This window comes from Haladaptatus rarus (assembly GCF_054177585.1).
On record NZ_JBPEHG010000002.1, the window covers coordinates 87838 to 103337 of the forward strand.

At 60.3% G+C, this 15500-nt stretch carries 18 protein-coding genes; 11 read left to right on the top strand and 7 right to left on the bottom strand.

The window, feature by feature from the left end; genetic code table 11:
- Positions 1-4 precede the first annotated feature (4 nt).
- The 3 genes from ACR3FE_RS05535 (at position 5) to ACR3FE_RS05545 (ending at position 2352) form a co-directional block, all read left to right on the top strand.
- On the top strand, positions 5-805 hold the full coding sequence (locus ACR3FE_RS05535; protein ID WP_458206092.1) for an aldo/keto reductase: 801 nt from the start codon (positions 5-7) through the stop codon (positions 803-805).
- A gap of 75 nt (positions 806-880) precedes the next feature.
- Positions 881-1036, top strand: coding sequence for a hypothetical protein (locus ACR3FE_RS05540; RefSeq protein ID WP_458206093.1), 156 nt, complete (start codon positions 881-883; stop codon positions 1034-1036).
- A 128-nt stretch (positions 1037-1164) separates the two neighbouring features.
- Positions 1165-2352: an AI-2E family transporter gene (locus ACR3FE_RS05545; RefSeq protein WP_458206719.1), complete on the top strand. Its 1188-nt coding sequence runs from the start codon at positions 1165-1167 to the stop codon at positions 2350-2352.
- A gap of 217 nt (positions 2353-2569) precedes the next feature.
- Here ACR3FE_RS05545 and ACR3FE_RS05550 read toward each other — a convergent pair whose 3' ends face one another.
- Complete coding sequence (locus ACR3FE_RS05550) at positions 2570-3160, bottom strand: 50S ribosomal protein L15e (protein ID WP_458206094.1); 591 nt, start codon at positions 3158-3160, stop codon at positions 2570-2572.
- 229 nt (positions 3161-3389) lie between these two features.
- Here ACR3FE_RS05550 and ACR3FE_RS05555 point away from each other — a divergent pair, with 229 nt between their 5' ends.
- Positions 3390-3974: a DUF7504 family protein gene (locus ACR3FE_RS05555; protein ID WP_458206095.1), complete on the top strand. Its 585-nt coding sequence runs from the start codon at positions 3390-3392 to the stop codon at positions 3972-3974.
- A 145-nt stretch (positions 3975-4119) separates the two neighbouring features.
- Positions 4120-6219 carry a CHAT domain-containing protein gene (locus ACR3FE_RS05560; protein WP_458206096.1) on the top strand — a complete coding sequence of 700 codons (2100 nt, stop codon included), beginning with the start codon at positions 4120-4122 and terminating at the stop codon, positions 6217-6219.
- Here ACR3FE_RS05560 and ACR3FE_RS05565 read toward each other — a convergent pair.
- Positions 6216-6347: a DUF7503 family protein gene (locus ACR3FE_RS05565; protein WP_458206097.1), complete on the bottom strand. Its 132-nt coding sequence runs from the start codon at positions 6345-6347 to the stop codon at positions 6216-6218. The genes ACR3FE_RS05560 and ACR3FE_RS05565 overlap by 4 nt on opposite strands.
- A 220-nt stretch (positions 6348-6567) precedes the next feature.
- Between ACR3FE_RS05565 and ACR3FE_RS05570 the strand changes: the two genes are divergently transcribed.
- Positions 6568-6714, top strand: a complete 147-nt coding sequence (locus ACR3FE_RS05570; RefSeq protein ID WP_458206720.1) for a DUF1328 family protein — start codon at positions 6568-6570, stop codon at positions 6712-6714.
- On the opposite strand, the gene ACR3FE_RS05575 is transcribed toward ACR3FE_RS05570, so the two are convergent.
- Positions 6700-7614 (bottom strand): serine/threonine-protein kinase RIO2, encoded by a 915-nt coding sequence (locus tag ACR3FE_RS05575; RefSeq protein WP_458206098.1) that lies wholly within the window; start codon positions 7612-7614, stop codon positions 6700-6702. The two genes, ACR3FE_RS05570 and ACR3FE_RS05575, sit on opposite strands and share 15 nt — an antisense overlap.
- A gap of 108 nt (positions 7615-7722) precedes the next feature.
- Positions 7723-8031 (bottom strand): hypothetical protein, encoded by a 309-nt coding sequence (locus tag ACR3FE_RS05580; RefSeq protein ID WP_458206099.1) that lies wholly within the window; start codon positions 8029-8031, stop codon positions 7723-7725.
- A 422-nt stretch (positions 8032-8453) separates the two neighbouring features.
- On the opposite strand from ACR3FE_RS05580, the gene ACR3FE_RS05585 reads away from it, so the two are divergent.
- Complete coding sequence (locus tag ACR3FE_RS05585; RefSeq protein WP_458206100.1) at positions 8454-8942, top strand: Lrp/AsnC family transcriptional regulator; 489 nt, start codon at positions 8454-8456, stop codon at positions 8940-8942.
- Positions 8939-10078 carry a pyridoxal phosphate-dependent aminotransferase gene (locus tag ACR3FE_RS05590; protein ID WP_458206101.1) on the top strand — a complete coding sequence of 380 codons (1140 nt, stop codon included), beginning with the start codon at positions 8939-8941 and terminating at the stop codon, positions 10076-10078. The genes ACR3FE_RS05585 and ACR3FE_RS05590 overlap by 4 nt, the downstream gene beginning before the upstream one ends.
- 24 nt (positions 10079-10102) lie before the next feature.
- Here the strand turns inward: ACR3FE_RS05590 and ACR3FE_RS05595 are convergent, their stop codons facing one another.
- Both ACR3FE_RS05595 and ACR3FE_RS05600 read right to left on the bottom strand, forming a co-directional pair.
- Positions 10103-10894: a DUF3179 domain-containing (seleno)protein gene (locus ACR3FE_RS05595; RefSeq protein ID WP_458206102.1), complete on the bottom strand. Its 792-nt coding sequence runs from the start codon at positions 10892-10894 to the stop codon at positions 10103-10105.
- 138 nt (positions 10895-11032) lie between these two features.
- The gene (locus ACR3FE_RS05600) at positions 11033-12205 is read right to left on the bottom strand and encodes a DUF3179 domain-containing protein (RefSeq protein ID WP_458206103.1); all 1173 of its coding nucleotides are present in this window, start codon (positions 12203-12205) and stop codon (positions 11033-11035) included.
- A 99-nt stretch (positions 12206-12304) separates the two neighbouring features.
- Between ACR3FE_RS05600 and ACR3FE_RS05605 the strand changes: the two genes are divergently transcribed.
- Both ACR3FE_RS05605 and ACR3FE_RS05610 read left to right on the top strand, forming a co-directional pair.
- Positions 12305-12814: a TlpA family protein disulfide reductase gene (locus tag ACR3FE_RS05605; RefSeq protein ID WP_458206104.1), complete on the top strand. Its 510-nt coding sequence runs from the start codon at positions 12305-12307 to the stop codon at positions 12812-12814.
- The gene (locus ACR3FE_RS05610; protein ID WP_458206105.1) at positions 12811-13524 is read left to right on the top strand and encodes a cytochrome c biogenesis CcdA family protein; all 714 of its coding nucleotides are present in this window, start codon (positions 12811-12813) and stop codon (positions 13522-13524) included. The genes ACR3FE_RS05605 and ACR3FE_RS05610 overlap by 4 nt, the downstream gene beginning before the upstream one ends.
- A gap of 144 nt (positions 13525-13668) precedes the next feature.
- On the opposite strand, the gene ACR3FE_RS05615 is transcribed toward ACR3FE_RS05610, so the two are convergent.
- On the bottom strand, positions 13669-14076 hold the full coding sequence (locus ACR3FE_RS05615) for a VOC family protein (RefSeq protein WP_458206106.1): 408 nt from the start codon (positions 14074-14076) through the stop codon (positions 13669-13671).
- Between the two features lie 129 nt (positions 14077-14205).
- Between ACR3FE_RS05615 and ACR3FE_RS05620 the strand changes: the two genes are divergently transcribed.
- The gene (locus tag ACR3FE_RS05620; protein WP_458206107.1) at positions 14206-15492 is read left to right on the top strand and encodes a TIGR00341 family protein; all 1287 of its coding nucleotides are present in this window, start codon (positions 14206-14208) and stop codon (positions 15490-15492) included.
- Positions 15493-15500: the final 8 nt, after the last annotated feature.

Genomic DNA, 15500 nt, shown 5'->3' on the forward strand with positions numbered 1-15500 from the left:
ACACATGTCATTCGAAACAACCCCCAAAATCGGCATCGGAACATACGAGAACACCGACCCAGATGTCTGCAAAGCGAGCGTCGAAACCGCGCTGAATATCGGCTATCGCCACGTCGATACCGCCGAGATGTACGAGAACGAAGTCGCAGTCGGCGAGGGGATCGCGGCGGCTGACTGCACCCGCGACGACGTGTTCCTTGCGACGAAGATCCATTCGAGCAATCTCGGGTACGACGACGTGCTAACACACGCACAGGAGAGCTGCGACAGATTGGGCGTCGACGTGCTCGACCTCCTGTATGTCCACTGGCCGATACGAGCCTACGACCCCGAGGAGACGCTTGCGGCGTTCGACGAACTGTACGAGCGCGGTCTGATTCGCCACGTCGGGCTTTCGAACTTCACACCGCCACTGCTCGAAACCGCGCTCGAACAGCTCGACGCACCACTGTTCGCCCATCAGGTCGAATGCCACCCGCTTCTCCAACAGGGGGAACTTCGAGAGTACGCCCACGAACACGGCCATCGATTAGTCGCCTACTCGTCGCTGGCGAAGGGAACGGTGACCGAGGTGCCGGAGGTAGTCGATATCGCCGCCAAGCACGGAGCAACCCCGGCGCAGGTCAGCCTCGCGTGGTTGCTGTCGAAAGACTGTGTCGTCATCCCGAAATCCTCCTCGGAAGCGCATCTTCGCGAGAATTTCGAGGCACGACGACTGTCGCTTCCCGACGAGGACATCGAACGGATCGACAGCATCGACCAAACGAGTCGACAGGTCGATTTCGAGACGGCACCGTGGAACTGACCGGTAACCGTCGATCGTCCGCGGCTGGCGGCACGAAGAGATTTCAGGGAGGCCGCCGTACTTCTGTCGGTCACCATGAAAGTACAGGTGGGGGAAGAAGACATTAACGAATTGGAGTGGCGAATCGACGCGGAACTGGCCGAGTTCGAGTTCGAATGGGGGCCGTTCGAGGTCGGCGTCGAACTGGGCGGTGACGTGGAGGTCGCAGTGGAACTCGAGACGGTCGAGTAACGCAGAAGCACCACGGACGACCTCTCCAGACCACAGTCGTCGAGTTGGTCGTGCACGACCAACTCGACCATCCGCTCGCAGAATGCAGCCACAACCGTTTCGAGGGAGAGACCACTATTCGAAAAGAAGTGACCGATATCCCATCCTCACCTTTCGAAAACCGTTCTCGTATCGGCTGGTGGCTGTTCGTTCTCGCACTCGGCATCGCGGCGGCGTTCATCGCCTACTCGTTCGTCGGAATGATCGTGCTCGGTGTGTTTGGCTACTACGCCACGCGACCGATATACCGGCGGCTCAGTCCTCTCACCGACTCGGACGGAATCGTGGCCACACTGACCCTCGTGGTCGTTCTCCTTCCGGTCGTCTTGCTCACCCTCTACGCTGGCATCCAGGTGGTTCACCAGGCTCAACAGCTGCTCGGTAGTACGAGTGGTGTTCCGCTTCCGGGAAGCTTTCTCGGTGCACTGTCGAACGAACAGCGTCGAACACTGCTCTCTGCAATGCAGAACCCACGGCAGTTCGTGACGAACCCCGCTCAACTGCTTGAAACCGGGATGAAGGCGGCTTCAGCGCTCATCGGTGGTCTCCTGCTGCTGGGACTGTCGCTGACGATCTCCTACTTCCTGCTCAAGAACGACAACAACATCGAAGATGGCCTGACACAGCTGTTCGGCGGGCGAGAAACGACGGCCTACGCGTACGCTTCCGCCGTCGACGAAGACCTCGAATCCGTCTTCTTCGGGAACTTCCTGTTCGTCATCGTCATGTCCCTCATCGCGCTGATTGCGTACTCGGGGACGAATCTCCTCGCACCGGGCGGACTCGCCATCCCCATGGTCTTCGTGCTCGCGTTTCTGACCGGCGTCGCTAGTCTGGTTCCCGTCGTCGTCGGGAAACTCATCTATCTCCCTGTCGTCGGCTACCTCGGATTCCAGGCGATGAACGCCGGAGGTAACCACTTCGCGTTCGTCGGAGCCGTCCTCGTCGTCTACTTCATCGCCCTCGACATCTTCCCGCAGACGTTCGTTCAGCCGTACATGACCGGGCGTCAACTCGACATGGTGATGATGATGTTCGCCTACCTGCTCGGCCCGGTGTTGTTCGGCTGGTACGGCTTCTTCCTGCTACCGATCGTGTTCATCTTGATGCTCGAAACGGTCCGTATCGTCCTCCCTCAACTGCTCCACGGTGAGCCACTCACACCGACCGTCTCGATGGGTGAGTCCATCGGGACGAATCCCGACACCGTCAACGAAAACACTTCCCAGGACGAGGACGACGCCGCGACAAGTGGTGCCAGCAGTAGCACCGAATGACGGCGGTTCGACCCGCCACTGGCCTCTCACTGACGAATCCTACCCCCTCCTCTTGTACTGACGACTTACTCCCGATTTCATATCGCACCTGTCGGTTTATCGATATGCAGTCACAAAGACGCGACTCGGCCTATTGGGCGCTCAAACTGTCGAATTAGAACTTTTGAAAAATAGCGACCGCTATCGAATCAGGTCACCGAAAAATCTGCGAGAGACGTTACTTGCCGCGGCCTTTGCCTTTCGAGTTGCTCGGGCGGGTGTGCTCCGTGCCTTTGCCGCGCTGCTGGAGGCCACGGTTGCTCTGGCCCGCGCTCGTGAGACCGCGCTGGGCGCGGCCTCGGTGCGTGTCGTCACAGATCCAGTTCAGGTCGTCGTCGTTCTGGATGGCGGGGTGTTCGGGGTCTACGAGGATGACCTCGTGCCACTTCTGGCTCCCGTCTTCGCCGACCCAGTAGGAGTTGAGTACGCGAAGGTTCGGGTACTTCTTACTCACACGCTCCTCGGCGATGCGCTGGATGTTCTTACGCCGACCGAGGCGGTTGACACCCTGGCGCTTGGTACGGCGACCTGCCTTGTGTCGCTGTTTGCGTGCGCCACCCTTGCGGACACTCGAACGCACGACGACGATGCCCTGCTTCGCTTTGTAGCCGAGCGAGCGGGCGCGGTCGAGTCGGGTCGGGCGGTCGATTCGCTCGATCGCGCCCTCTTTGCGCCAGTCCTGTTTTCGTTGCCATTGGAGTTCGGCGAGTTTGCCGTCGTCCGGGTCTTGCCATGCGTCTCGGATATGGGAATAGAAACTTTTTGCCATGGTCTATCACCACGGGCGTCGAGTGGTTCAGCGTAATCGGCGGTGAGGCCGCCTCCTCGCGGTTTGGAGAACCGCGCACGCCACATTCCGGCCTGCGTTCGCAGGTGCCCACTGGTGCCCGTCGTCCAGCGAGTTATCGACTAATTTCCGGTTCGCGGGTTTAAGGTCTTCGTCTTCGATGTGGGATAACCAAAGCAGTTTTATCAGATTACGTAGAATACAGATTAAAATGAACGACTGTCGAGAGTTACTCCGGGACACAGGGGACGTGAGCGCGTTCCAGAGTCATCTCGGAACCCTCCGACAGCGCGGAAGTAATCTTCTAGTGACAGGCGAGGTGTCACAAGGTGTGGCGAATCGGGCATCGCAGACGCTCTTCGGCGACGAAGCCCACGACCGAAAGCGCGTTCTCGCGCTCACGGATGCGGGCGTCGATACGGCAGACGACCATTTCCAAAGTGGTGTCGGCTGTGACGACGATAGCGTCTGGTTGATCGACCGAGGAAACAGACGGCGCGCCGTGCCCCAGTCTGCGACAGGGGCCGACACCGAACTTCCGCCGCTGGACGGACAGAACGGAATACGTGAACTACGCGAAGAGATAGTCACAGCGATCGGATTCTACGATGACGCGGCGGGTGGCGTCGAACCCGCCGCGATTCGGCTCGGTATCAACTCGCTGAACTACCTCGTGGACGAGCACGAACTTGTCGCTGTCAAGCGATTCCTTCGGTCGGTCGGTGCGCTGATGAAGGGTGTCCACGGCATGGGGCACTACCACCTCTCGATGCCGGACGACGCCGAGACGGTGTAGGAGCTGTCTCCGCTCTTCGACGCACGTATCGAACTCCGCCAGCGCGATGGTCTCAATCCCGATCATCGCTGGCACGTCCCGGCACTCGATCTGACAACCGTGTGGGTAGAGCTATAAGTATCTGTAGTTTGAAACACTCGAATCCGTGGAACCACTGTTCGATTCGTTGGCCGAGCGAGACGGCGTCGAGATCTACGACCCCATTGAGAAGGTTCGGTTCGAACTGTACACGTCTCGTGGGGACGAGCCGACGCCGGCAGACACCAGGCCGTTCTACTATCCCGTCGATTCGGCGGTGACCGTCGAGACCGACAAGATAGTGTTTCCTAAGCTGGCGAGCGTATTCGTCTATTCGGAGTCTGGGGAGTTCGAGACGGAGTACAACCCAAACGCCGAGGACGTTTCGCTGCCGGGGGGCGTTCGGTTCCTCGAACTCAGCAGCACACCCATCAAACTGTACGTGGCAGTCGATTCTACTGTATCGTTCAGTCGGGATGGAACGTCGGTTCGTATCACCTTCGAAGAGACGACGCGCATCCGAATCGGGGCGCGTTCGTACCACGAGCAGCCTGCCGGAACCATCACCGTAACCGGGAGTGTCGAAGAAGCGATGCGGGCAGTATCGACGTTCGGCTCAGCGCTCAAGACGACCTCTCCTGAACGGTCGTATCCGACACTTCGCGGGCAGCCACCACTCATCGAAGTCGGCGACGAGTTCGACGTGCCGGACGTGATCGGCCCGCCGGATACTGGCGTTCGAATCGGACTGCCGATGACGAACGAGGCGGTCTACTCCGCGTCGTCGTTGGCCTACTACCTCGGCGCGGAGGTCGTTCGCGGACGCAACCCTCGATTGGTCGCCGATGGGTTCGAGTACTCACTGGAAGAAGACGGCACCTACGAGGAGACCATCAACCGCGTTCTCCGGCAGGTCGTCTTCTTCGACTGTCTCACGCGAGTCGACGGTCTCATCCAGGTTGATCTCTACGAGCGAGCACAGGTCGAACCACTCGTCGACATCGATTTCGCGGCGCTCTACGATGCGACCCTTCCCGAGCAATTGGCCGCGTATCTCTCGGTGCCGTTCGAAACCATCGCCAAGTACGTTCCGCAGTGGAGTCTCACGACCGACATCACGCCGATACCGAAGAACGTGGAGGTGCTTCCGTTCCTGGCGTACGACCTCTCGCTCGTTCGGAGTGCTCCAGCCTCGCCAGCGAAGCAGGCCATTTCGCAACCCGAACTGCTCGGCGACTTCTATCGCAGTGGCTTCTCCGACGAATCGGAGCCGACGCCGGTTTCCGTAGGTCTGACTCGTGGCGGTGACGAAACGCCGGACGAGGCAGACATCGTCAGGCCGAATCCAGTGCAGACGACCGAACACGCGTGGGTCGGCGACGGCTATCCCCTTGGCGCGAACAAACTATCCATCGACGCCCTCAAACGTCGATTCGACTACTCCGCCCCGAACAAACCTCGCATCGACGTTCGTGTGGTCTGCAACGACGAAGCGATGGAGGCCGAGGTCGTGGACGAACTCTACGGATTCCGCGGCCTCTTGGAGTACGACGTAACCATCGAATACGACCTCACGACCGACGAACTCCGCGAGCGATTCGAATGCTCCACCGACCTGCTCCACTACATCGGCCACGTGGACGAACAGGGATTCCAGTGCTCCGACGGCTCGCTCGATGCCCGAACACTCGACGAGGTGGCCGTCACCGCGTTCTTCTTGAACGCCTGTCAGTCGTACGACCAAGGGAGTGCGCTGGTCGAGAAGGGAAGCATCGCGGGTGTCGTGACGTTGGCAGACGTGGCGAACGACACCGCGACTCGGGTTGGAAGGACATTCGCTCGTCTGCTCAACTGTGGGTTTCCACTGCGAACTGCGTTGTCTTTGGCGCGGCGGGAAACTGTGTCTGGGTATCAGTACATCACACTCGGAAATGGGAGTCAAAGGTTAGTACAGGGTGAGAATGGATCGCCACATGTGACGAAATTATCGCCGGAAAATTCTTGGAAAATACGGGCTTACACGTATGCGTCGCCTAAATATCAAATCGGTTCTACATTTTCCCCAAATGCTGTGAATGACAATAGCCGCTATTTGGTTCCTGGTGAATCAAGAGCTATCGAAATATCTTCCGATGAATTGAACAAATATTTAGACATCGAGTCACATCCCGTAGAGGTTAACGGTGAAATGAGTTGGAGTACCGATATTTATCTTGACTCTCTTTAAGGGCCATCGTGTGCTTGGATGGAAGCCACCACGTTCCCGGCCTGCATCAACAACAGACTAGCCGCAAAGAGGACGCCGATCATTCGTGGGTGCTGTTCGAGGTACGTCGAGATGTCTTGTTTCGACATACTCGATTAATATTCTGACAACAAATTAAATTATTTAATGTATCTCAACAGGTCAAATACTATTCGAACGTCGAAATCAACGTACTAAAGCCTTAGAGACGAGCAACGACGATAAACGGCTTGCTAGTTCGTGCCACGAGAAAAAGGTGCTTGGAAGCGTTTTTGTCCTCATGAACTTCGTACTCCGATACGAAATCGATGGGGTGATCGACTGATGGCGATCCTCGAACTGGCGGTCGCGTTCTTCGTCCTCGCCATCCTCGCCGGGGCGCTCGGCGCGGGTGGCGTCGCGGGGTTGTCGATGGACATCGCCAAGTGGCTGGTCATCATCTTCGTCGTACTCGCGGTCGTGTCACTCGTCCTCTGAGTGGTCGCGCACCGACTCGAACTCCTCGTTCGCGATGGCGCGCGCGAGACCAGACACGTCCACGTCACCGACGAGTCGAGGGTACTTCCGGCGGAAGTAGCCCACCACGTTGCGAACGTCGCGTTCCAGGAACTCCGCCGCGTTCTGGTGGTCGGTGGGAACCGCCTGCGGCCAATCGAAGATCGTGATACCCTCGCTGCTGACGAACACGTTGTACTCGCTCATGTCAGCATGTACATACCCGCGCGCGTAAGCCTCGCTCATCTCGCGGAGTACGAGGTCTAGCACCGGGACGACCTGCTCGTCTTCGAACTTCGCACGCGCGAGTTCGACACCATCGACCTTCTCCATCACGATCGCGTGGCGGTTGTAGTCGATAGGTCGGGGGACGCTCACGTCCGGATAGAGCGTTTCGAGGACGCTGTGTTCTCGCTCGGCGGCTTTCCGTGCCGTGTAGAGCCACGAGACGTGTTCGTGGTCAGACGTGTAATCGCGTTCTTTCATCACTTCGCGGAAGTTGGTGTACCCCTCACGGTGGTATTTCAACGCGAGCGGGCGGAACGACTGTACCTCATACACGTCGCTTTCTTTGCCCACACCGAGCGGCGAGCCGACGCCCTGGATCGAATCGCGTTCGGCGAACGCCCGAAGGGCCAGTGCGTCGTACCCCTCGAACGTGAGGGTGTAGCCTTCGTACTGGATGGTCTTGCGCTGGAGCAGCCCCCGGTCGAGACAGCGGTCGATCCGATAATCGACTTCCTCGCTGGTCAGCCGGGAGAACTTCGGAATCTTCTCCTTCTGTACCCACTCGCTGAAGCGCATCCCTTGCTCGACACCGGAGAGGAGATAGAAGTCTTCCGGCTCCAGCTCAGCCATCTCTGGCGCGACGTTCCGAACCATCATCGACTTCTAGCTGGCCGCGGCGTAAGGCATTTGCGACAACGACTGGTGTCGGCACTGTCCGTACGCTTCGAATCCTGCTACAGAACGATGGCTATGGAAGAGATACTACTCGTTGGGCGTGCCCGGCGATCGAGGGGAGGGATGCGACCCCGGCGTCTTGTTCGATGAGTTGCTGAGCGGGTTCGGCGACCGAACGAGAGCGATTGCACTCCACATGAGTCCCGTAAGAACTGCTCCGAGCGCGGAGAGTGACATTCCGAGGGTGGCGAACGCCGTCCCGTAGATCAACCCGATGACTGCCGACGGGAGGGCAGTTCCAAGCGGAATCGTCGCCATCTCGTCGCGGAGGGTCGGCACGAGTACGACGAGTGAGAACACGTTTCCAGCGAGGAAGACGAGGTCTTGCCAACTCATCGTATCACCAGCGGATTTTACAGCTCGACATACTTCAATACCGTGGCAAAGTCAATGTAATAAAATATCCTGGTCCTACTGATTTCACTATCCTGTTCGAGATCGAGTCGACGTGTCGGTGATATGGCTTAATTCCCGGCTCTGCGCCCGGAAGACGCTGTTTCGGACCTGTCTCTCCAGTCGCGTTCTCAGCTACCCCACCACTTCATAAATTCCATTCTGCTATACGAAATCTCCTTCCCAGACGACAGACGATGCACGACTGATATCTCGTTTTTGACCGTCTCGAAGGGAGAAGCCGCCGTTTCGCCTCTGATTTTGCACGATCGATCGTCCCGCGCTCCGTTTTTGTTCGCAGACCGTTTTGACGCAGGTTTGGCAGGTGCGAGTAGTTACTTGTGTCCCCGCCAGCAAGGGGATTCATGGACTCGAAACGGGAACTACTGAACGTCCTGCTTTCGAACGCCCGTGAGAGCACCGCCGACCTCGCCCGGCAGACAGGATTGTCGGAGTCGGAGGTCGAGTCGCTCGTCGCCGAACTCGAATCGGACGGTGTCGTTCGCGGCTATCACGCTGTCGTCGACTGGAACCAGCTCTCGGACGAACACGTCGAGGCAGAGGTCGAACTCAACGTCGAACTCGACCGCGAAACGGGGTACGAAGAGATTGCCCGCCGAATAGCGAAGTTCCCGGAGGTGACGTCGCTTCGATTGGTCAGCGGCGACTACGACTTCGCAATCTATGTCGAAGGTGAGTCGATGCACGACGTCTCGAACTTCGTCTCCGAGCAGATCGCTCCGATCCCCGAGGTGACCCAGACGGTGACCCACTTCGTAATGGAGACGTACAAGAAGCGGGGCATCGAGTTCGACGACCACGACGAAGACGACCGCCTCTCTATCTCGCCATGAACCCAGCCGACCGCGTCGAACGAGTTCCACCGTCGGGTATCCGGCGCTTCTTCGAACTCGCGGAGGAGCGAGACGACATCATCTCCCTCGGCGTTGGAGAGCCGGATTTCTCCGCACCGTGGGCCGCGCGCACCGCCGCGATCGACGCACTGGAGCAGGGACGAACGTCCTACACCGCTAATCGCGGGCGGCGCGACCTGCGAGAAGCCATCTCGTCCCACGTCGAGCGGTACGACCTCGACTACGACCCGGACGACGAGATTCTGGTGACCGCAGGTGCGAGCGAGGCCGTCGACCTCTCGATGCGAGCGTTGGTCGACCCCGGCGACCGCGTCGCAGTTCACCAACCGTCGTACATCTCCTACGTTCCGGGCATCGTCTTCTCGGGTGGCGAACCAGTTCGGGTACCGACCCACGCGGCCAACGATTTCGTGCTCACCTACGAGGCGTTGGCGGATGCAGGCGCAGACGAGGCCGAAGCCCTCGTGCTGTGCTATCCCAACAACCCCACCGGTGCGACGATAACCGACGACGAACTCGGAGAGATCGCGGCGTTCGCCCGAGACCACGACCTGTTCGTCCTCTCCGACGAGATTTACGCCGCGCTCACCTACGAGGGTGACCACACATCGATTGCGACGTTCCCTAGGATGCGCGAACGGACGGTCGTGTTCAACGGCTTCTCGAAAGCGTATGCGATGACCGGACTCCGCCTGGGCTACGCGCTCGGCCCGAAGGAGGCTATCGACGCGATGAATCGAATCCACCAGTACTCGATGCTTTCGGCTCCAGTGACCGCACAGTACGCCGCACTGGAAGCCCTCCGTAGTTGTGAAGATGCGGTCACGGAGATGCGAGACGAGTACAACCGCCGTCGCAGATTCGTGCTCTCGCGCTTCGAGGAGATGGGTCTCGACTGCTTCGAGGCGAAAGGTGCGTTCTACGCCTTCCCCGCCTGCGACGGCGACGACGAGGCGTTCGCCGAAGATCTCCTTCGAGAACAGGGTGTCGCGGTCGTGCCGGGAAGCGTCTTCGGCGCTGGCGGTGAGAGCCACCTGCGCGTCTCTTACGCGACGGGGATGAGCGACCTCCGCGAAGCGATGAACCGCATCGAGACATTCGTCCAACAGCGATGACGAGTCGATAGACACCCCTCACTCTCACTTCGGCAGCGTCCCCGAGTGTGGTGGTGGCAACAGCACCTCTGTCTTCGGATGCTCGAATCGCCATTCATCCCATGTGGCAAGTGCCGAAGGGCGAATCGACAGTTCGTCGCCGGTTCGTGGGCCACAGATTGCTTCGGCAAGTATCTGGCTCCAGTAGCTGCCGGTTGTCTCGTCGGCCAGCACGAGGTTCCCCGAGTTCCGGACGCTGGCCGGCTCGTTTTTCGGGGTCGCGCCGAAGACCTTCCCTTCCTGTTCGCTCGCCCCCGCTCTGAGACCGGGGGCCTGCCACAGGAGTCCGGTCACACTGAAGACGGTCGGTTCGTCAGCGACTAACCGGTCAGCGACGAGTCCACTCTGACAGATAGTACAGTAAGTGACGAGCAGAGGCCCGCCGAACGTGTCGTTGACTGCTTCGTGCCACCGGAGCACGGAGAGGGGATAGGCTCGAACCTCCTGTCCGTTCTTGACCCCGACGACGACGGTTTCGGCGCTCAGCGCCCCGTACCGCTTCGAAATCTCCCGACCCGACCAATCGCTGGCGAACGCAGGTTCGTCGACGGCCTGAAATCCACCCGGTGGCTCTTCCTCGCAGATCGTCGCTGGAAATCCCTGTGCGGCGAGACTGCTGTCGATCGTGGTGTTCGAACCGCTCGTAGTGTTCGCGTTAGTCGTGGCCGTATCGCTCGTGGATGTCGTCGTCTCGCCAGTCTCGCTTTCTGGGGGGCGGCCGAAACAACCGGCTACTCCACTGCTACCCACGACGGCGAGAAACTGCCGACGGTTCATGTCCTTGTGTCGGCTTCCGACGCACTTAATCCGCGCGCGGTCGGGCGGTTCGAGGTCACGACCGCAAAGCCATCGTTTACAGGCGGTCTAGGAGAATGCCCTGGGGCTTGACCCCGAGACGATTCACACTCTCCCGTATCACCGTTCGCACACACTCGTCTTCGGATGGGCGTCGAGCCACGCGAACCAGAACAACGGCGGCACGTCGGTGGCCCGGTCGAGTTTCGTCCCTTCATGTGGGCCATCGACGGCTCTGCCGGTGGTTCGTCGCCAGCGCGAGCCGCCTGCTCGCAGGTATTTTCGCCCGTCGGCCTCGAACCGGAGGGTGGTTCCGTCTACCCGTCGATAGTGGGCGACCAGTGCCTCACCAGGGGCGCTTGCGACGACGACGGGTTTGCCTCCGACCCTGTCGTTGACGACTCCCGTGCGACGCACCGTCGGCAGGGGATATGCTCGTGCCTCCCCGCCTGCGACGATGCCGAGTACCTGCGTTTTCGGGTGAAGACGGTCGTCCTCGAACGACCCTCCATCGAATCCGATCTGTTCGTTCGTTCGGTACCCACCGTAGGGGTCGAGCGAGTAGTCGCGCATCCCATGCTCTCGACCGACGACCGTGTTCGATCGAGGTGGCGGGAGTAGTACCTTCGTATCGGGGTGTTCAGCGCGCCACGCCTTCAACGTCGTCAGCGTCGATGGGACGAGTTCAAGCGTCTCGCCAATTGCAGGGCCACGAATAGCGGTCGCAGCGAGTTGCGACCAGAGGCTATCAGTCGTCCGGTCGTACAGCACGAGGTTCGCGTTCCACAGCAAGCCGGAGACGCCGAACACGGTCTTCTCGCCGCGCGGTGCGCGGATTGCGGCGACGCCACTGCCACAGAGCGGACAGTAGGTGACGAGCAGTGGGCCGCCGAGCGAATCGTTGACGACCTCGTGCCAGTTCAGCACCCGGAGTGGGTACGCGCGGGCCTGTCCGGCCCGTTCGATGCCGATAACCTCGTCGTTGTCAGCGAGTCGTGGATGGGCCGTGTACGTCCCGAACTCGTTCGTGACTTCGACCGTGACACCCTCCCAGTCGGAGCCGAACGCAGGCTCCGTGATGGCCGGAATCGCGTCCCGTAACGCGCCGCGGTTCAGTTCCTTCTTCGGTACCGGTAGGTCGTCGATGCGCGGTGCGGTCGGTGGTCGTTCTGTATCCCCTCCTGATTCGCCCTTTCCGAACAGGTCGCCGCGGTGCTCCACACCGCCGAGACAGCCACCGAGTCCGCCGACCGTGGTGGTGGCGAGTGTCGCCAGAAACGCACGTCGCTCCATAGTCGTCGGTTGTCGCAGATGGGCTTAGTCCACTGGCGAGTGTGTGAGTGATTCGCACGACCCCCGCGCCGATAACTGGTTTCGAAGCGAACGTCGAGTATGGACAGGTACACCCGTCGGGCGTTCCTACGGATAGGTACACAGGGGGCGAGTGTCCTCGGGGTGGGCGTCCTCGCGGGATGTCTCGGCAGTCAGTCCGGAACGAGCGAACTGGAAACCCTGTCAGTCGCGGGGTCACCGGGAGGTTCCGTCCGGGTTCGGCCTCCGGAGAAAACGGTGTTGCTCGATTTCTTTGCGACGTGGTGTGCACCCTGTGGCCCACAGATGAAACACCTCCGAGCAGTGCGCGAGCGTTTCGATTCCAAGTCGTTCTATCTGCTCTCGATAACGTCCGAGACAGATCGTGAGGCCGTCCGGTCGTTCTGGAAGGAGTACGACGCGACGTGGCCGGTTGCGATCGACCCCGATCTCGAAGCGGCGACGCAGTACGATGCGAAACGGTTACCGACGCTTCTTCTGCTCGCACCCGATGGAACGGAGCACTGGCGACACGTCGGACTGGCCGCAACCGACACCATCGTCAGCGAGATCGAAGCCGTGAGAGGATGATCGAGTTCGAAACTCCCCGCATCGTGTTCGCCTTCGGCGCAGGCGTCGTGACGTTCTTCGCCCCGTGTGCGTACCCACTTCTGCCGGGCTACGTCGCCTACTACCTCGGTCGTGAGGAGGATGCGGAGAGCGTTCCCCGACACGTCCGAATCCGGCGGGCTAGCATCGTCGGGCTGCTCGCCAGCATCGGCTTCTTCGTCGTGTACGCGGCACTCCTCGGCATCGCGGTGGTGGTCGGCACGCGCGCACTCGCGAGTGTGACCATCCTCGAACTCGTGGTAGGGGCGATACTCGTCGTATTGGGTTCCGTGATGCTCGCGGGGAAGTCGGTGACGTTCCACGTTCCGCTTCCCGAACGCCGACGGTCTGCGACCGGGTTCGTGCTGTTCGGCGTCGTCTACGCCGTGGCGGCGGCGGGATGTACCGCTCCCGTCTTCATCGCCGTCGCGTTGAGCGCCCTCTCCGCCGGTTCGGTCGCCGCAGTGATGACCCTCGGCGCGTACGCTGGCGGGATGAGCCTGTTGATGGTCGCCGTCACCCTCCTCGCAGCCCTCGGTCGTGATACGCTCGTTCGCCGTCTCTCTCGGCAGTCGGGCAGACTGACGCGAGTCGCTGGCGCGGTGCTCGTCGTGGCTGGTTTCGTCCAGCTCTACTACTTTCTCTTCGAGTTCGGCGGCCTCGAACTGCTTAGCCAGTACGGCATCGGATAGGATTTAGATTCCATGACAGCAACCCAGTATCGGCTGGCCGATCAACCGCCGAAAGCGCACACCGACCAATCACCGAGAGCACGCGAGGGCTTTCAAAAACCGTCCAGCGATATCATGAGTAGCAGACGGAGAATTCCCACGCCGTCACTCCGGTGCGACGAGTTCGACTTTCATCCGGTCTGGGTCTTCGAAGTAGACCGCATAGTGGCCCTCACCGCCAGCGTGGGGGTGGTCGTCTTCGTAGAGAATCGGGACGTCCCGCTCTCGCAACTTCTCGGTTATCTCGTTTACGTGCTCGCGCGACTCGGCGTGGAAGGCGAGGTGGTTCAGCCCCGGCCGACAGCGGTGGTAGGGGACGTCCAGATACTCCTCGTCGGCCTGTACGAGGACGATGTAGGTCGCTCCGCGCTTCCACGACCGACCATCGTCCCAGTCCTGGTAGACAGAGTAGCCGAGTTCGCCGAGCAACCACTCCCAGAACGAGGCCGACGTCTCGAAATCGGAGGCGTACAGTTCGACGTGGTGGAGGAGGCCTGTCTGGGAGTCGTCCATGACGGAGCACTCTCACGACAGTACGAAACGACTGTCGAATCGTCGTGACCAACCGTAATATCAAATCAGAAATGATATGTTAATTATAGTTTCTTATATATTATATTCTCCAAACACGTAGCAGCCCCCATGCGTCTCGTTCAGGTGCTCATTCCAGAGGGGGGTCGGGCGGAGGTGCTCTCTGTCCTCGACGACGAGGGGATCGATTATGCCGTTTGGGAGGAGACGGGTCGCGGCAACTTCGAGGCTCTGGTCTCGTTTCCGGTTCCCGAAACCGGTGTCGAACCCGTCCTCGACCGGCTGTACGCGGCGGGCATCAAGGAGGACTCCTACACCATCGTCATGCCAACGGAGACGGTCGTCTCCGAGAAACTCGGGGCACTGAAGGAGCGATACGGCGGCTATCGCATCTCGCGTGACGAACTCGTTGCGCGGGCCGAAGACCTCGCGCCCGCGGCCTCGACGTTCTTCATCTTCCTCATCGTGAGCACGCTCATCGCGACGACCGGCCTGTTGCTCGATTCGTCCGCGACCATCATCGGCGCGATGGTCATCGCCCCACTGATGGGTCCCGCGATCTCCGCCAGCGTCGGGGCGGTGCTCGCAAACTCCGATATGACGTCCCGAGGTGTGATGCTGCAGGTAACCGGTCTCCTCGCAGCAATCGCCACTGCCGCCGTCTTCGGACTGTTCTTGAAAGAGTCCGTCCTCTTGCCGCCCATCGACATCCGGACGATTCCGCAAGTCGGAGAGCGGACGACGCCAAGTTTCCTCTCACTCTTTCTGGCACTAGGTTCGGGTATCGCTGGTGCCGTGAGCATCATGCGAGGGGCCGGGTCGGCTCTGGTCGGCGTCGCCATCGCGGTGGCACTCATCCCGCCTGCTGCGACCTCCGGGCTCGGTTTGGCGTGGGGATACCCCGGCGTCACCGTCGCTGCTGGCGTGCTCGTCCTCGTGAACCTGCTCGCCATCAATCTCTCGGCACTCATCCTGTTCTGGGTCGCCGGATACCGCCCCGAAAGAGGAGAACACGCCGAGGAGGCTCGTCGGATAGTCCGGGTCCGTATCGGCACCATCGTTCTCGGTATCGCTCTGCTATCCATCGCCCTCGGTGCCGTCACGTGGGCGTCCTTTCAGGTCGGAAACGTCGAGCAGGTGGCGGAAGTCGAAGTCGATGCGATGTTCGACGACGACGGCCAGTTCGGTGCGATGAAAGCCGAGTCTGTCAGCGTCGAATACGACGTGGACGACGTGCTACTTGATAGGCCCGCCCAAGTCAACGTCGTCGCGGCACACCGCCCGAACGAAGAGATTCCACCCGACGTGGCACGGCGAATCGACGACAGAATGACCAGAGAGACGGGACAAGACGTCGTCGTGGACGTCGTCTTCGTTCCAGGTCAGACCACCGGGTGATTACTGCG